11 protein-coding genes and 1 pseudogene are annotated in these 16,554 nt (G+C 70.8%); 4 read left to right on the top strand and 8 right to left on the bottom strand.

The window, feature by feature from the left end:
- Positions 1-140: 140 nt before the first annotated feature.
- Together AC07DO_RS03890 and AC07DO_RS03885 are read right to left on the bottom strand one after the other, a co-directional pair.
- A complete protein-coding gene (locus AC07DO_RS03890; RefSeq protein WP_479056823.1) occupies positions 141-1,217 on the bottom strand; it encodes a Zn-dependent alcohol dehydrogenase in 1,077 nt (358 codons plus the stop codon).
- 120 nt (positions 1,218-1,337) lie between these two features.
- Positions 1,338-2,192, bottom strand: a complete 855-nt coding sequence (locus AC07DO_RS03885; RefSeq protein WP_479056821.1) for a MaoC/PaaZ C-terminal domain-containing protein — start codon at positions 2,190-2,192, stop codon at positions 1,338-1,340.
- Positions 2,193-2,521: 329 nt separating this feature from the next.
- On the opposite strand from AC07DO_RS03885, the pseudogene AC07DO_RS03880 reads away from it, so the two are divergent.
- Positions 2,522-2,821, top strand: a pseudogene (locus AC07DO_RS03880) (ATP-binding cassette domain-containing protein); the annotation flags it as partial.
- Between the two features lie 209 nt (positions 2,822-3,030).
- Positions 3,031-4,308, top strand: a complete 1,278-nt coding sequence (locus AC07DO_RS03875) for a sensor histidine kinase (RefSeq protein WP_479056819.1) — start codon at positions 3,031-3,033, stop codon at positions 4,306-4,308.
- A 528-nt stretch (positions 4,309-4,836) separates the two neighbouring features.
- On the opposite strand, the gene AC07DO_RS03870 is transcribed toward AC07DO_RS03875, so the two are convergent.
- Positions 4,837-5,055, bottom strand: coding sequence for a DUF6082 family protein (locus AC07DO_RS03870; protein WP_479056816.1), 219 nt, complete (start codon positions 5,053-5,055; stop codon positions 4,837-4,839).
- 2,140 nt (positions 5,056-7,195) lie between these two features.
- On the opposite strand from AC07DO_RS03870, the gene AC07DO_RS03865 reads away from it, so the two are divergent.
- Positions 7,196-7,837, top strand: coding sequence for a response regulator (locus AC07DO_RS03865; protein WP_479056814.1), 642 nt, complete (start codon positions 7,196-7,198; stop codon positions 7,835-7,837).
- A gap of 177 nt (positions 7,838-8,014) precedes the next feature.
- Here the strand turns inward: AC07DO_RS03865 and AC07DO_RS03860 are convergent, their stop codons facing one another.
- The 5 genes from AC07DO_RS03860 to AC07DO_RS03840 all read right to left on the bottom strand — a co-directional run bounded on the left by AC07DO_RS03860 (position 8,015) and on the right by AC07DO_RS03840 (position 14,487).
- Complete coding sequence (locus tag AC07DO_RS03860; protein WP_479056812.1) at positions 8,015-8,824, bottom strand: hypothetical protein; 810 nt, start codon at positions 8,822-8,824, stop codon at positions 8,015-8,017.
- Positions 8,824-9,381, bottom strand: a complete 558-nt coding sequence (locus AC07DO_RS03855; protein ID WP_479056809.1) for a SigE family RNA polymerase sigma factor — start codon at positions 9,379-9,381, stop codon at positions 8,824-8,826. Before AC07DO_RS03855 ends, AC07DO_RS03860 begins: the two co-directional genes overlap by 1 nt.
- A gap of 48 nt (positions 9,382-9,429) precedes the next feature.
- Positions 9,430-10,926: an MFS transporter gene (locus tag AC07DO_RS03850; RefSeq protein ID WP_479056807.1), complete on the bottom strand. Its 1,497-nt coding sequence runs from the start codon at positions 10,924-10,926 to the stop codon at positions 9,430-9,432.
- Positions 10,927-11,060: 134 nt separating this feature from the next.
- Positions 11,061-12,260: a lipid-transfer protein gene (locus tag AC07DO_RS03845; protein ID WP_479056805.1), complete on the bottom strand. Its 1,200-nt coding sequence runs from the start codon at positions 12,258-12,260 to the stop codon at positions 11,061-11,063.
- Between the two features lie 37 nt (positions 12,261-12,297).
- A complete protein-coding gene (locus tag AC07DO_RS03840; protein WP_479056803.1) occupies positions 12,298-14,487 on the bottom strand; it encodes an acyl-CoA dehydrogenase in 2,190 nt (729 codons plus the stop codon).
- A 241-nt stretch (positions 14,488-14,728) separates the two neighbouring features.
- Here AC07DO_RS03840 and AC07DO_RS03835 point away from each other — a divergent pair, with 241 nt between their 5' ends.
- Positions 14,729-16,462, top strand: a complete 1,734-nt coding sequence (locus tag AC07DO_RS03835; protein WP_479057514.1) for an MFS transporter — start codon at positions 14,729-14,731, stop codon at positions 16,460-16,462.
- Positions 16,463-16,554 lie beyond the last annotated feature (92 nt).

Genomic DNA, 16,554 nt, shown 5'->3' with positions numbered 1-16,554 from the left:
CGGAGGCGTCGGTCGTCAGTGGCTGATCTCGGTCGTCAGTGGCCGATCCTGGTCATCCGTGACTGGTCTTGGTCGGCCGGGACTGATCTCGGTCGTCCGTGACCGGTCTCGTTCGTCCGTGACCGATCCCGGTCGTCGGTTCAGATCTCGATACAGGTGCGCAGGGAGACTCCGGTCCGCATCTGCTCCAGGGCCTCATTGACCTCGGCCAGCTGCACCCGGTGCGTGATCAGGCCCGCCAGGTCGATGCGGCCGGCCCGCCAAAGGGCGATGGCGCGCTCGTACGACGTGAGGACGTCGCCCCCGCCGTACATGGACGGCAGGATGCGCTTCTCGTCGAAGAAGAGCTCGAACATGTTGAACTGGAGCTGGTCGTCCATGGCCCCCGCGCCGACGACGCACATCGTGCCGCCGCGGCGCGTCGTCTCGTACGCCGTGCGGGCCGTGGCCGACTTGCCGACGACCTCGAAGACGTAGTCGAAGCCCTCACCCGCGGTGATCCGCTGCTTGGCGTCGGCCAGTTCGTCGGGCGACACCGCCTCCGTGGCGCCGAACTTGAGCGCCGACTCCCTGCGCGACGCGACCGGGTCGACCGCGACGATCTGCGCCGCGCCCTTGAGGCGGGCCCCCTGGACGGCCGATATGCCGACGCCGCCGCAGCCGATGACGGCGACCGACGAACCGGCCGCCACGTCCGCCGTGTTGATGGCGGCGCCGAGCCCCGTCGTCACACCGCAGCCGATGAGCGCCGCGATGTCGAAGGGCACGTCGTCGGGGATCGGCACGGCGCAGCCGGCGTCGACGACGACCTCCTCGGCGAAGGTGCCGGTGCCCGCGAAGCCGAAGACGTCGCCGCCGGGGCGCTTGAAGTTGGGGATGCCCGCGTTCATGAACCCGGCGAGACAGAGCTGGGTCTGCCCGCGCCTGCAGGCGGGGCAGACGCCGCACGCGGGGAGCCAGCAGAGGAGGACCCGGTCGCCCTGGGAGAGTCCGGTCACGCCGTCGCCGACGTCGATGATCTCGCCGGCGCCCTCGTGGCCGGGGATGAAGGGGGCGGGCTGCGGCAGCACGCCGTTCATCGCCGAGAGGTCGGAGTGGCACAGTCCGGTGGCCCGGACGCGGATCTTCACCTTGCCGGGACCGAACCCCGCGGTCTCGATGTCGTCGAGGACTTCGAGCTTCTCCTGGCCTGTCTCGTGCAGTACGGCTGCGCGCATGGTGCGGCTCCTCTCGTACGGAGATCGGGGCGGGTCGGTCCGGTGGGTCCGGTGGGTCCGGTCGGTCCAGCCGGTCCGGTCGGTCCGGTCGGTCCAGGGTGGGGGGACGGTCGGGGCGGCTCAGGTGTGGTCGACGACCGTGTCGGCGAGGACCGGCGCGTCGTCCCGCTCGGCCGCGGTGACCGTGGCCTGTACGCGGCCCTCGCCGCGCCACATGCGGATCCGCAGTGTCTCGCCGGGGAAGACGACACCGGTGAACCGGGTGCTGTAGCCGCGCACCCGTGACACGTCGCCGTCGAGCTGGGTGTCGACGACGGCCTTGAGCGTCATGCCGTAGGTGCACAGGCCGTGCAGGATCGGCTTGTCGAAACCGGCGAGCGCGGCGAACTCGGGGTCGGCGTGCAGCGGGTTCCAGTCGCCGGAGAGGCGGTAGAGGAGGGCCTGGTCCTCACGGACGGGGCGTTCGATCTCCAGGTCCGGGGCGCCCTCGGGCGCGGGGAGGCGGGTGGAGGGGCCTCGGTCGCCGCCGAACCCGCCCTCGCCGCGCACGAAGATCTGCGCGTCACTCGTCCACAACGGCCCGTCGTCGTCGGCGACTTCGGAGCGCAGGACGAGGATCGCGGCCTTCCCCTTGTCGTACACCGCGGCGACCCTGGACGTCGTCACCGCCTTGCCCGCGACCGGGATCGGGCGGTGCAGCGTGATGCTCTGGCCGCCGTGCAGGACGGCGGCGAGGTCCACCTCGATGCCGGGCGCGGAGAGCCCGCCGACGACTCCCATGCCCGCGCCCGCGACGGTGGCGAAGCTGGGCAGGACGTGCAGGCGTGACTCCAGGGTGTAGCGCAGTTCGGCCGGGTCGGTGGCGGGCAGTCCGGCGCCGAGACCCAGGTGATAGAGCTGGATGTCCTTGTGGTCCCAGGCGATCTCGGCGGACCGGGGCTCGGCGGCCACGGCCTTCTCGGCGTCGATGGGCATCGGGTGGCAGCTCCTTGGGCCGACGGGAGAAGACCTCGGTGCGACCGTCCGCACCGTCGGCCGCACCGAGGTCGCAACAGGGCCGGAGGCCGGTGACGCGAACCGTCCCGCGGAACCGGCCGGTTCTAGAACGCGTTCCAGTCCGGCGATCCCATGTATAGCCGAGGCCCCAGCACTTGTGAACCCTCCTGACGCGACGTCAGATAGGAGTCCGCGCGGGAAGCGGTGACATTTGTACCGGCCGGGTCCGTACGGTCGGCTCTGCCGCCGCCCCGCCCCGGATTCGTAGCGTCACAGCCATGACGAAGACATCAGAGGGCGGGCCCGCGGTGGCGTTCGACGGCGCCGTGAAGACCTTCGGCCCCGTCCGCGCCGTGGACGGCGTCGACCTGGAGATACGGCGGGGCGAGTCCGTCGCGCTGCTCGGCCGCAACGGCGCGGGCAAGTCCACCACCCTCTCCCTGCTGCTCGGCCTGAACGATCCCGACGCCGGCACCGTGCGCCTCTTCGGGCGCGCCCCCGGGCGGGCCGTCGCCGCCGGGCAGGTCGGCGCGATGCCGCAGGAGGGCCGGCAGGTGCCACGCGTCACCGTCCGCGGCGGCCTCTGGTTCCCGGTCACGCTGTTCCCGGAGTGGCTGCGCGCCGTCGCCGACTACACGCCCACCCACCGGTTCGCGGACCTCGGGACTTCGGTGGCCGAGCACGGCGCACCGGGCCTCGTGACGGTGACGGTGCTGCTCTGCTGGCTGCTGGCGTTCGGTTCGTACGCTGTGGTCTCGTACCGGCGCGCCGCGCGGACCGCGTGAGGCGAAGGACCCAGAGGGCGAGGAACCTGGACATGTCCCGGAAGAGCAGGGTCAGCTGCCGGATGCACGGGTGGCAGGACGCGCGTGCCGACTGGAAGAACGCCCGCGACGAGTGGAAGAGCGAGCACCGGCGCGTCAAGGAGGAGGGGCGGAAAGGGCGCGGAAGCGGCAGCGATGTCGAGCCCTTCGGCCCGCCGCCCAACGGGTTCTCGCTCCTGCCCTGGCTCCTCATGGGCCTGGGGGCCATCTCCCACCTCCTCCAGGGTGAGACCCCCAACCCCTGGATCGGCGCATTCGGCGTCCTCCTCTTCAACTCCCTCTACGTCTTCATCGCCTTCCGCGCCTTCGACAAGTACACACGCGAGGCACGCGCCACCAGGGTCGCGCTCGTCCTCCTCGGCCTGCTGACCATCGCTCTCGCCGCCGGGTACGGCGGCAACTGGCTCCTCTTCTTCCCGCTGCTCGGCCTAGCCGTCGGGGCCGTCGTACGCGGGCGCGGTCTCGGCCCCATCAGCCTGGTCCTGAGTGTGCTCGCGGGCCTCATCGGCGGGCTCAGGGAGGGCTGGACCGGGTTGAACGTCGCCTACGGCACGTTCCTCTCCACCATGGTGACCGCCGCGATCCTCTCCCTCTCCGAGGCGGTGCGCGAACTCCGCGACACCCGCGAGGAACTGGCCCGTACCGCCGTCGAGAAGGAACGCCTCCGCTTCTCCCGCGACCTGCACGATCTGCTCGGCCACACGCTCTCCGTGATCGTGGTGAAGGCGGAGGCCACGCGCCGCCTCGCCCCGCGCGACCTGGACGCGGCGCTCGGCCAGGTCGCCGACATCGAGTCCGTCGGCCGGCAGGCGCTGACGGAGATCCGCGAGGCCGTCACGGGCTACCGCGAGGGCAGCCTCGCCACGGAGCTCGACCGCGCCCGCGATCTCCTCGAAGCGGCCGGTATCGGTACGGTCGTCCGCCAGTCGGGACCGCCCCTCGCCCCGCAGACGGCGGCACTCCTCGGCTGGGTGGTCCGCGAGTCCGCGACCAACGTCGTACGCCACTCCGGCGCCACCCACTGCGAGATCGAGGTCACGGGCACCCCCGACGAGACCCGCCTGGTCATCACGGACGACGGTCGCGGCGAGGGCTCCGGGCCGCCCGGCAGCGGCCTGAAGGGCCTGGCCGAACGCCTCGCCACGGCAGGCGGCTCCCTCACCTCGGGCCCGACCCCCCGCTCCGGCTTCCGCCTCACGGCGACCCTACCGACAACCGAGACCACCCCACCCCCGACCGCCGCCAACACCACCGCCGAACTGAGGGGTTGACCCACCACACAGCCCCGATGCCACCTACGGCGACGATCAGCGGGACCAGCCAGAAGGTGTTCAAGGCTGTGGAGCGCTCCACCGTCGAACGTGCTTTGGCAGCCCTCGCCGACGAGGACGTTCCGGCGCCGTGGGCGTACGCCATCGACCAGTTCAACCGCAAGGGTGCCGAAGCCCCCGGGACACCAAAGAGGAACAGCGGGACGCAACCCACGGAAGCGATAGAGGCGGCCAAGTACGGCGCCATCGGAAGGGATCAACTGCCCCAGCTTTCCATGTCAGTTAATGATATGACGAGGGCATGGAAAGAGGCCGACCCCCACTTCGAGCGCTATGTGCAGACGGGTTACAGCGCTCGAGGCGGACCCGGTAGCTCCCCCCACGCGCCGGAGCCCCGCTGTGCGGCCTCACTCACTGCAGTTCGACGCGCGGCCAGGTCAGCCAGTTGTACGCCATTGCAGTACAGCTAGCCGCAAGAGCCCCGGTCGACCCCCTCGGACTGGTCGGGCTTTCTCGCATTCGGCAACATCACCGAGAACGATCGCCTAGCCGTCCCCACCGCTCAAGACTCGGGCTGCCCCGACAGGCACGTAAGACTGGGTCGTTGAGGCTCAAAATCAGCAATTCGCGATGTGATCCGCGATTACTTCCATCCTGGGCGATCCTTGCCTGACGGGACTGGTAGACCAACGAGACCAGAACGCCGGCCAGGGCGGCAGCCGAGATGATCAGTGATACCAAAGCCATGCGCTGACTTTTCCCGGCCTGGGCCCCTCTAGACGCGATCAAGTCCGGTAGCCCCCCCTGGGCCCTACGCAGCCCCCACATGACGGCAGACGGACGCGCGTGGGTCGCCAATGAGCAGCCCGTCCAGCGGGCGGAGCCATGGCGATCTGACGATTGGAGAGGGTGTGGGACCATGTGCCACCCGCCCGACGCTGCACCGCGGACGCCGCGAGCAACACCACCAGGACTACGACGAGCGGGCTTCGGTCCGTGCCCGGCGCGCTCCCCGTGCGGTGCCCGTCCGGGCGTTCCCGGCACCGCTCGCCTCGATGCGCTGATGGGTACCCGTGGGCAACAACGCGCAGGCGCCGTGCCACAGGTGCCACCAGTTGAAGATGAGCCTCGGTTTCGGGGCCGATGCTTGACAGGGGCAGTGACCCATCACGTTGCTCTAGAGAACACCAAGAAGATGCCCATGCAATTGAAAGGGAGAGAGGTCGGCCCCGCCGCATTGGTTGAGGGCACCAAGAATCGGCGCTTTCGCAAGGTTCGCGCTAGCCGAACCGCTTCCCGCTGTTGTGGCTCCGTCGGCTTGTGCACCGGTGCGGTTGCCGCAGCTCGTGCCGAACGCCGGACTCAGAAAGTCACCGATTCCTCCGGCTGTTGCAGGGCTCGCTGCTGCGAGTCCGGTTCCGATGGCTGCTGCGGTAACAGCTAGTGCCGTGACTGTCCTGCGAGCGTTCATGCCCGGCGAACGACGAGCCTGGCGAAAGGTCACCACCAGACATCCTCACGTGTTGTATCGCCACGGCTGAGCCAGTACCAGAAGGTGACCGCCTTGCCACGTAAACCCCGCCCCCCATCCTCGGCCCCCGGGTGCTCCGAGCTGACCACGGGGGCGCCGCGAGAAGCACCGACGCGAAACCGGGCAACAATGGGGTACGACCACACCCAGGGCCATGGGACACGGTGGCAGCGCATCCTGTAAGCGTTACCTGTACGCCCACCACTGGTGCGTACTGCAGGTGCTGCGGCCGGGCCGCAACGGTATATCGCGGTTACTGGATGGCCGCTGCGGAAACGTCCTCGCGCCGCGAGTGCCAGACGGCCACCACGGCCACCAATGGACCTTCACCCGTCCGAAGCTAAATCGTAGCGCATTTCAATTCGCAGCGCGTCTAGCTGTTTACTGAACAGTATCGCTGGAGCGCAATACGCTTCTTCTCCATACAATGCGCCATTCTCTACAGCGTCTCGAACTTTGCACAGCGTGTAGTAGACCGCGTCAGCGCGAACGGAGAGACTTTCGGGCGCAACTATTCCCATCTGCACCCTGAGCGTATACGCATTGCCCTGTGCGTGAACGTTACGCGCCGCCCTTGCCCGTTCGCAAGGGGACGCTGCGGGCTCTCGGGCTGCTTCCCACACCCCAGCCCCCGTTCGGGTCAAAGCTGCTAGGTATTCAGTGTAAGTGTCTCGTCGGAATGTACGTGTCCTGTCCTCAGCTTCACGGCGTGCCCGCACTCGGTCAGCCAGGAGGGTAGAGATAACCCCGATCGCGGCGCCTAATGCCGCACTATCTAGTGAAATCCACTGCATGGGTGGAGCGTACCCGGGTGGGCTGTTGAAGCGTCTTCCTGATCAGGAAGACGTTCCTCAATGACGCCTCCACAGTCACTCTGGAGAACAGTGACCTCTATAGGGGGGGGGAGTGTCGGACGCCACGGTTTAACGGCTTGTGCCGCTCGGCTTCCGGCTGGCAGACGGGACCATTGATCAGGCAGCCGGGAAGGCACAGCGCACGCCCGAATGTGACGTAGAGGTTGCCTGGCCGCGAGCGACCACCTAGCGCTCCCGCTTGGGCAGTGCTCGGCATGGACCGGCCCCATTCTGGAGATCTGGATTTCGCATCCGGGGAAGCGGGACGACAGCCCGCGGACGAGATGTCGGACGCCGAGTAATGCGCTGTTTGGCGGGTCAGCTTTCTGCCGCGCAGGAGGCACAGGCTTGCGTCACGGACGCCCAAGGCGCCGAGACCGTGACCGACGTTGAGCCGTCGTTCTGCGACTGACCGCAGTGCAGAGCAAAGTGCCCCGTTCGACCCGTGCCCGACGGGGCTCCTTACCTCTCTGACCAGCAACTCCGCCCTTACTCTTGGAACATGGACGAGATGCCGCAGGACCACCGCCCCGGGATAGGTGTGAGAGTTCTCCTCGCCGAGGACCAGGGCATGATGCGGGGCGCGCTCGCGTTGCTGCTCGGGCTGGAGGAGGACCTCGAGGTCGTCGCCCAGGTCGGCAGGGGCGACGAGATTGTCGACGCGGCGCTCGACGCCCGGCCGGACGTCGCGCTGCTCGACATCGAGCTGCCGGGGCGCAGCGGTCTGGACGCCGCCGCCGATCTTCGCGAGGAGTGCCCCGACTGCCGGGTGCTGATCCTCACGACCTTCGGCAGGCCCGGGTATCTGCGGCGTGCCATGGAGGCGGGCGCGGTCGGGTTTCTGGTCAAGGACGGGCCCGTGGAGGAGCTTGCCGAAGCGATCCGGCGGGCGTTGCGGGGCGAGACGGTGATCGATCCGGCGCTCGCCGCGGCCGCCCTGAGTGCCGGGCCCAGCCCGCTGACCGGCCGTGAGGCGGACGTCCTCAAGGCCTCCGTGGACGGGGCCACGGTCGCCGACATCGCGGGCACGCTGCACCTGTCGGAGTCGACCGTACGGAACTATCTGTCGGCGGCGATCGGCAAGACGGGGACGCGGAACCGGATGGAAGCGGTGCGGGAGGCCCGGCAGCAGGGGTGGCTGTGAGGCAGGCGTGCGCGGCCGTGGCGTGGCGGGCCGTCAGAGCCTGTCTTTGAACCCCGTCGTTCGCGCGGATCGCGGGCGCAGCGGCGGATTGGGGCCTCCCCTGCTCGAGCGGAGCCGGGAGCTTGGGGGAGGGCGTGCCGGGCGTCGGGGCGCGGGCGGGGCTTCAAAGACAGGCTCTCAGTCCTCCTGCACCGTCGTCACCACCTTGCCCTCGCCGTGGAGCCGGAGGGACACCAGCTTGCCCGACGGGCCCGGCTCGCCCTCCTGCCGTGTGAACCATAGGTACGCGGAGCCCGCCGCACGGTGGAGTTCCGGCTCGGACGTGCCGTGCTCGTACTCGTACTCCACACGCTTCGTCCTGGGGCCCACGTGGCCGACGGTGACGGTCCTGCCCTTCGCCTCGAACTCCACCGAGGCGAAGCTCAGGCCGTCGTCCCCGCCCGGCTCCTTGTCCTGGAGTCCGAAGGACGCCACCTTGTCCTTGCCGTCGGCTCTCACGACGATCGCGTACCAGGGCCGGTCGACGTTCGGAATGGGGTCCGTCGTCCGCTCGTCCCACATGCCTGCCTCCGTCATCGCCTTCTTCTGGCCGCGCGCCTCCGCGTCGTCACGCGGCGCGCCCCACACCTGCAGCTCCACCCGCGCCACCGGCGTTCCCGAGCCGTCCCGCACCTCGGTCAGGGGTGTGATGTGAGGGGTGTAGACGTGTCGGGTACGGGCGGTGCCGTGTTGTGACGCCGCCGGTGTGTCGTCCTTGCCGTCCACCACGGCCAGCGCCAGCGAACCGGTCGAGGCGACGATCGTGGCGGCCGCCAGGGCACCGAGGGCCCAGCGGCGCGTCTTCCTGCGCCGGCCGCCGCGCAGCACCGCCTGGTACGGGGCCGCGCCGATCTCGACCCCGTCCGCCGCGTCCGCGAGGCGGTGGGCGATGTCATCGGGCGCGTCCCCGTCCGCTGCGAGGCGTGCCGGGTCCTGGTCCCTGGTCATTACTTCTCCCCTCGGCTTCCGACCTTGTCGGTCAGTTCGGGTATGGCGCGCAGCTTGGCGATCCCTTTGGCGGCGTTGCTCTTCACCGCACCGACCGAGCAGCCCATGGCCTCGGCGGTTCGGGTCTCGCTCAAGTCCTCCCAGTAGCGGAGGACGACCGCTTCGCGCTGGCGGGTGGGCAGTTGGGCGAGGGCGTGCAGCAGCGCCGCGCGATCGTCCGCCTGCGCCATGCGGTCGCCGTGCTCGGGTCTGTCGAAGACCGGGCCCGAGTCCTGCAACGACAGGAACTCCTTGAGCTTGCGGCGGTGCTTGCGCGCATGGATGTTGATCATGATCCGGCGCACGTAGGCATCCGGGTCACCCGCGGTGCTCACTCTTCGCCACGACACGTACGTCCGCTCCAGGGACGACTGCACCAGGTCCTCCGCGGCGTGCTGCTGCCCCGTGAGGAGGAACGCCGTGCGCATCAGATGCGACCAGCGGCTGGTGACGAAGCCCTGGAAGTCGTTGTCGGACTCGCCGTCGAACCCGCCCACGGTCTGCTTCTGCTCCCCCATGAATGCCTCCTTGCACATGAGAGTCCATGAGGGCCGCAAACCGTTGCCTCAGTCGGTGTCCTGACCCCGCCTCCGGCGTCCCGGCATCCACACGAGCAGCACCGCCACCCCCGCCAGCAGGATGAACGCGCTGGTCCGGAACGCCATCGCGTATCCGTCGGTGAGCGCCTGCGGCGACGTCGAGCCGTTCATCTGCGCGGCCGCCACCGTGGAGAGCACCGCGAGGCCGAGCGCGCCGCCCATGGTGCGCGAGGTGTTGACCAGGCCGGAGACGAGTCCGGCGTCGCCCGGCCCGGCGCCCGACGTGGCGAGCGAGGCGAGCGGGGTCGTCGCGAGGCCCGCGCCGAACATCATCACGAGGCCGGGCAGCAGGATCGCGGTGACGTACGCGCCGTCGACCGTCATCGTCGACTGCCACCCGAAGCCCACGGACGCGACGACGATGCCCAGCACGGACACGTTCTTCGGCCCGAGCACCGGCATCAGGCGCGGCGCGAGCATCGAGCCGAGGACGACGGTGAGCGAGGACGGCATGAGGGCGAGGCCCGCCTTGAGCGGGGAGTACCCGAGGACGTTCTGGGTGTAGAGCGTCATGAACATCCACATGGCGAACATGCCGCCGCCGCACACGAACATCGCGGCGTTCGCGGCCGACACCGTCCGCACCTTGAACAGCTTCAGCGGCATCAGCGGCGCCTTCGTGCGCGACTCCACCACGAGGAACGCCGCGAGCAGGGCGAGGCCCGCCGCGAGGGGCACCAGGGTCGCGGCGGCCGTCCAGCCCTTCTCCTCGGTCTGCACGATGCCGTACGCGAGAGTGGCGAGACCGGCCGTCACCAGGACCGCGCCCGGCACGTCCAGACGCCGGGTCCGGTCGGCCCTGCTCTCGGTGAGCCAGGCCGTGCCCGCGACGATCACCAGGGCGCCGACCGGCACGTTGATCAGGAGCACCCAGCGCCAGGAGAGCAGGTCGGTCAGGACACCGCCGACCAGGCCGCCCGCCGCGCCGCCGCCCGCGCCGACCGCCGACCAGACGCCGATCGCCCGCGCCCGCGCCGGGCCCTCGGGCACCGCCGACGTGAGGATCGTCAGGGTCGAGGGGGCGAGGACCGCCGCGCCGAGACCCTGCACGGCGCGCGCCACGAGGAGCTGCCACTCGGCCTGCGCGAGGCCGCCGCCCAGCGAGGCGGCGGTGAACAGGCCGAGGCCGACGAGGAACATCCTCTTCCGCCCGAAGAGGTCCCCGGCGCGCCCGCCTAGCAGCATGAACCCGGCGAAGGCTATGGAGTACGCGTTGACGACCCACTGCAGGCCGACCGCGCTCATGCCGAGGTCGGACCGCATCGACGGCAGCGCGGTGTTCACCACGGACACGTCCAGGACGACGAGGAACTGGCCCGCGCACGCGGTGAGCAGCACGGCCCACACCGGGACGGACCTCTTCCGCGGAGCCTGCGCGGACCCGGAGGGGGACGGGCCGCCCGCGGACGGGGAGGACGACGGGGACGAAGCGGACGGGTAAGTGGTGGAGGGCGTCTGGACCATGACAGGCATCCTCTCAAGCGAAACTCGAGCGACGCATCGGGAATTCGCTGGACGGGACCTCGGCCGTCAGGACTAGGACCACCAGGACCAGGGCCGTCCCCTCCGCCCCACCGTCCCCTCCGCCCCACCAGGCCCTACGGCCTCCGCAGCACCGTCACCACCGCCGCCCCGCCGAGCCCGATGTTGTGTGCGAGCCCCACCCGCGCCCCCTCGACCTGCCGGGCCGCCGCCTCGCCGCGCAGCTGCCAGGTCAACTCCGCGACCTGCGCGATGCCCGTCGCGCCGAGCGGATGGCCCTTGGAGATGAGGCCGCCGGAGGGGTTCACCACCCACCGGCCGCCGTACGTCGTCGCGCCGCTCTCGACCAGCTTTCCCGACTCCCCGGGCGCGCACATGCCCAGCGCCTCGTACGTCAGGAGTTCGTTGACGGAGAAGCAGTCGTGCAGCTCGACGACGTCCACGTCCTCGATGCCGAGCCCGGACGTCTCGTACACGTCGCGCGCCGCGGCCCGCGACATCGGCTGCCCGACGGCGTCGACGCAGGACCCGGAGTCGAAGGACTCGCCGGTGTCGGTGGTCATGGCCTGGGCGGCGATCTCCACCGCGCGCTCCGCGAGACCGTGCCGTTCCACGAACCGTTCGGAGACGACGACGGCGGCCGCCGAGCCGTCCGACGTCGGGGAGCACTGGAGCTTGGTGAGCGGACGGTGGATGGTCTTGGCGGCGAGGATCTCGTCGACGGTGTACGCGTCCTGGAACTGGGCGTACGGGTTGTTCGTGGAGTGCCGGTGGTTCTTGGCGCCGACGGCGGCGAGCTGCGCCTCGGTCGTGCCGTACTTCTCCATGTGCTCACGGGCCGCGTTGCCGAAGATCTGCGCGGTGGGCGGGGTCATCTCGAAGCCGTGGCGGGCCGCCATGATGCCGTAGTGCCGGGCCACGGGTGACGTCTTGAAGTCACCGGCGCCGCCCCCGTCTCCGCCGCCGCCCAGCGCGCCCCGCGCCATCTTCTCGAAGCCGAGCGCGAGCACGCAGTCGTTCAGGCCGCCCTCGACGAACTGGCGCGCCAGCATCAGGGCGGTCGAGCCGGTCGCGCAGTTGTTGTTGACGTTGTAGACGGGGACGCCCGTCAGGCCGAGCTCGTAGGCGGCGCGCTGGCCGGCCGTGGAGGCCTGGAAGCAGTAGCCGACGGGGACCTGCTCGACCTGGTCGTACGTGACTCCGGCGTCCTCCAGGGCTCGGGTGCCCGCCTCCTTCACCATGTCCCAGTACTGCCAGTCGCGCGTCTCGGGCTTCTCGAACTTCGTCATCCCGACGCCGACGATGTAGCTCTTCATGACGCTCGTACTCCTTCAGTCACGGGGCGGGCGGGGGTCAGTCACGGGGCAGGCCGAGGATGCGCTCGGCGACGACATTGAGCTGGACCTGGGTGGTGCCGCCCGCGATCGTCAGGCAGCGCGACATGAGGAAGCCGTGCAGCGCCCGCTCCCCCGGGCCCTCGCGGACCGCGCCGGCCGTGCCGAGGAGTTCGAGGGCGAGCTCGGCGACCTTCTGCTGGTGCGGGGTCTGGACGAGTTTGCGTACGGCGGCGCCCGCGCCCGGCTCCGCGCCCGCGACCTGCCGGATGGTCGTGCGCAGGCCGATGCAGGCGACGGCGTGCGCCTCGGCGGCGAGCGCTCCGATGCGGGCGCGGTGGGCGCCGTCGAGGTCGCGGGCGCGCGCGATGAGCGCCTCCAGGCCCGTGTCGAACGTCAGCTGGTCCGCCATGTGGACGCGTTCGTTGCCGAGGGTGTCGCGGGCGACCCGCCAGCCGTCGTCGACCTCGCCGACGACCGCTTCGTCCGGCAGGAAGACGTCGTCGAAGTACACCTCGTTGAAGAGGGCGTCCCCGGTGATCTCCTTGAGGGGGCGGACGTCGATGCCGCTCGCCGCCTTCATGTCGACGAGGAAGTACGTCAGGCCCTTGTGCTTGGGCGCCGACGGGTTCGTGCGGGCGAGGAGGATCCCGTGGTCCGCCCACTGGGCCGCGCTCGTCCACACCTTCTGCCCGTTGACGCGCCACCCGCCGTCGACGCGTTCGGCCCGCGTGCGCAGGGACGCGAGGTCGGAGCCCGCTTCCGGCTCGCTGAAGAGCTGGCACCAGAGCAGCTCGCCGCGCAGGGTGGGAGCGAGGAAGCGGTCCCGCTGCTGTTGGGTGCCGTACGCGATGAGGGAGGGGATCACCCAGGTCGCGATCCCCAGGTCACTGAGCTTGACCCCGGCCTCCTTCAACTCCTCCTGGACGACCAGTTGCCGGACGGGGCCCGCGCCGAGTCCGTGCGGGGCGGGGAGGTGCGGGGCCGCGTATCCGGTGGGGGCGAGGGCCTTGCGGGCCGCGGCCGGGTCGAGTCCGCGGGCGGGGGCGATCGCCTCGCGGGCGCGGGCCCGGTGGTCGTACGTCTCCGCCTCCGCCGGGAGCTTCAGGCGCAGCTCGCGCCGCGCGCCGCCCTCCGCGAGCCGCACCGCGCGCAGCCGGTGCGCGTCGCCCGCGCCGAGCAGTTGCCGCGCGACGACCGCCCGGCGCAGGTACAGGTGGGCGTCGTGCTCCCAGGTGAAGCCGATGCCGCCGAGGATCTGTACACAGTCCTTGGCGCAGGAGTACGCGGCGTCGAGGGCGGTGGCCGCGGCGAGTGCCGTGACCAGACCGCGCACGTCGGCGGACACGCCGGACTCGTCCGCCGCGCGGGCCGCGTCCCACGCCAGGGCGCGCGCCTGCTCGACGCGGACCAGCATGTCCGCGCAGAGGTGCTTGACGCCCTGGAACTGCCCGATGGGCCGCCCGAACTGCTCGCGCGCCTTGGCGTGTTCGGCCGCGGTGTGCAGCGCCCACGCGGCGGTGCCGCACGCGTCGGCGGCGAGTACGGCGGCGGCCAGATCGCGGACGGTCGCGGAGTCCACGGCGAGCACCCGGTCGGCGGGGACGTGCACGCCCCGTGCGCTCACTTCGGCGGTGGGCCGGGTCGGGTCGGCGCTGTCGTGTGTACGTACGGTCAGCGCGGCGGCGTCGACAGCGAGCCAGAGCGGCCCCGCCGCCGGCACCCCCGGCGCCCCCGCCGCCGGAAGGATCAGCAGATCCGCCTCCCCGCCGGAGAGGACGGGCGGCGCCACCCCGTCGAGGACGTACCCGTCGGCGACGGCGACGGCGGTCAGCGTGCCCGCGTCCAGGGCGACGGCACCGATCCGTACGCCCCGCGCCAGCTCGGCGGCGAGACCGTGCGCACCCGCCCGGCGCAGCACCAGCGAGGCGAGGGAGCCGGCCGCGAACGGTCCGGGCAGCGCGGCCCGCGCCGCCTCCTCGATGACGACGGCCAGGTCGAGGAGGTCGCCGCCTCCGCCTCCGTACTCCTCGGGCAGGTGGACGCCGAGCAGCCCTTGCTCGGCGAGTCCGTCCCAGTGGGCGGGACGGCCGCCGACGGGTGGTCCGTCCAGGAGCTTGCGCGTCTCCTCGGGCGGCACGGCGCGCGCGATCCAACCGCGTACCGCCGACGCCAACTCCCTTTGTTCCCGCGTGATTCCGATCCCCATGGACATCCTCGCCGGTAGCAGCTGCCGGGACGGCGACAGAGTAGAACACGTTCCAATCTGACGGAAGGTCAGATGGTGTGCCCACCGAGGACCCCGTGAACGACTCGGTTAACAGAAGGTCAAGAATTCCCCTCGTACGACATCCGTCGGAATAGTCGCCCAGGGAAACAGGTTCGGCTTACACATACGTTCCCGCTCCTGCCGAGCCCGACCTTCCGCCCGGAGGCCCCCAGCAATGTCGATGTCGATGTCGACGAACCACTCACGCGGCATACGCGGGGTCGTCCCCGTGCTCGCCTTCTCCGGCATCGCCGTCGCGGTGATGCAGACCCTGCTCGTGCCGGTCATCAAGGACCTGCCCGAGCTGCTGCACACCTCGCCGTCCAACGCCACCTGGGTCATGACGTCGACCCTCCTCGCCGGCGCCGTATCGACGCCGATCATGGGCCGCCTCGGCGACCTGTACGGCAAGCGGAAGATGCTGCTCAGCAGCCTGGCCGTGATGGTCGTGGGGTCGCTGGTCTGCGGCTTCACCGACGATCTCGTCGTGATGATCGTGGGCCGCGCGCTGCAGGGCTTCGCGATGGGCGCCATCCCGCTCGGCATCGGCCTGATGCGCGACGAGCTGCCCCGCGAGAAGCTCGGCTCGGCGATGGCCCTCATGAGCTCCTCCATCGGCGTCGGCGGCGGTCTCGCCCTGCCCGTCGCCGCGCTGACCGCGCAGCACGCCGACTGGCACGCCCTGTTCTTCGGCGCCGCGGGTCTCGGCGTCGTCTCGATCCTGCTGACCCTCGTGTTCGTCCCCGAGAGCCCGGTCCGCGCCGAGGGCACCTTCGACGCGCCCGGCGCGCTCGGCCTCTCCGCCGGACTCGTCCTGCTCCTGCTGCCCATCACCAAGGGCAGCGACTGGGGCTGGAGCGACCCCACCACGCTCGGCCTCTTCGGCGCCGCGGCCGTCGTGCTCGTCCTGTGGGGCGTGATGGAGCTGCGCGTCAAGGCCCCGCTGGTCGACCTGCGCACCACCGCCCGCCGCTCGGTGCTCTTCACCAACCTCGCCTCGATCATGGTCGGCGTCGCCTTCTACGCCGTCTCGCTCGTCCTGCCCCAGCTCCTTCAGCTGCCGACGGCGACCGGCTACGGCCTCGGCCAGTCGATGGTCGTGGCTGGCCTGTGCGTGATGCCGCTCGGCCTGACGATGATGTTCACCGCGCCGGTGTACGCCCGCCTGTCGGCGAAGTACGGCCCGAAGGTGACCCTCATCCTCGGCATGCTGATCATCGCGATCGGCTACGGCGCCGGGCTCGGCCTGATGAGCGCCGCCTGGCAGACCATCGTCATCTCGGTGCTGCTCGGCGCGGGCATCGGCCTCGCCTACTCCTCGCTGCCCGCGCTCATCATCGGCTCGGTCGACCCGTCCGAGACGGGTGCGGCCAACGGTCTCAACACGCTGATGCGCTCGATCGGCACGTCGGTGTCGAGCGCCGTGATCGGCATGGTCCTCGCCAACACCGCCGACCACGTCGGGGGCGTCGCGGTGCCCACCATGCACGGCTTCCGTCTGTCGTTCCTGATCGCGGGGGGCGCGGTCGCCGTCGGTCTGCTCTTCGCGCTCCTGCTGCCCTCCGCGCGCCGTCCGGCCACCACGCAGCTGCGGGCCAGCAGCGAGGAGGACGCGAACCTGGAGCGCGCCGTGCGGGTGCTCGCGGGCTTCCACGGGCAGGTGCGGGGCGCGGACGGGACGCCCGTCCCCCGCGCGAAGGTGACGCTGATCGACCGCAGCGGGCGGCAGGCGGGCGCGGCGCTGACCGACGACGGCGGACGGTACGAGCTTGCCGTGCCCGGCGACGGCTCGTACGTCCTGGCGGTGCGGGCCACGGGGCACGGACCGCTGGCGTCGGCGGCGGCCCACCCCGGCCAGGACCGCCCGGTCGAGCTGGACCTGTCGCTGCCGGGCAGCAGCGACGTACCGGCCTGAGCGACGCCTGAACCGAACCGCGCACCCCCGTCACGCCCGTGGCGGGGATGCCGTGCATCATGGGCGGCCATACCCGCGTACGACCTGACCTG

This window comes from Streptomyces sp. NPDC045678 (assembly GCF_056432085.1).
Note: the sequence above shows the minus strand (reverse complement) of the source record. Positions and strands in the feature narration are given on the sequence as shown.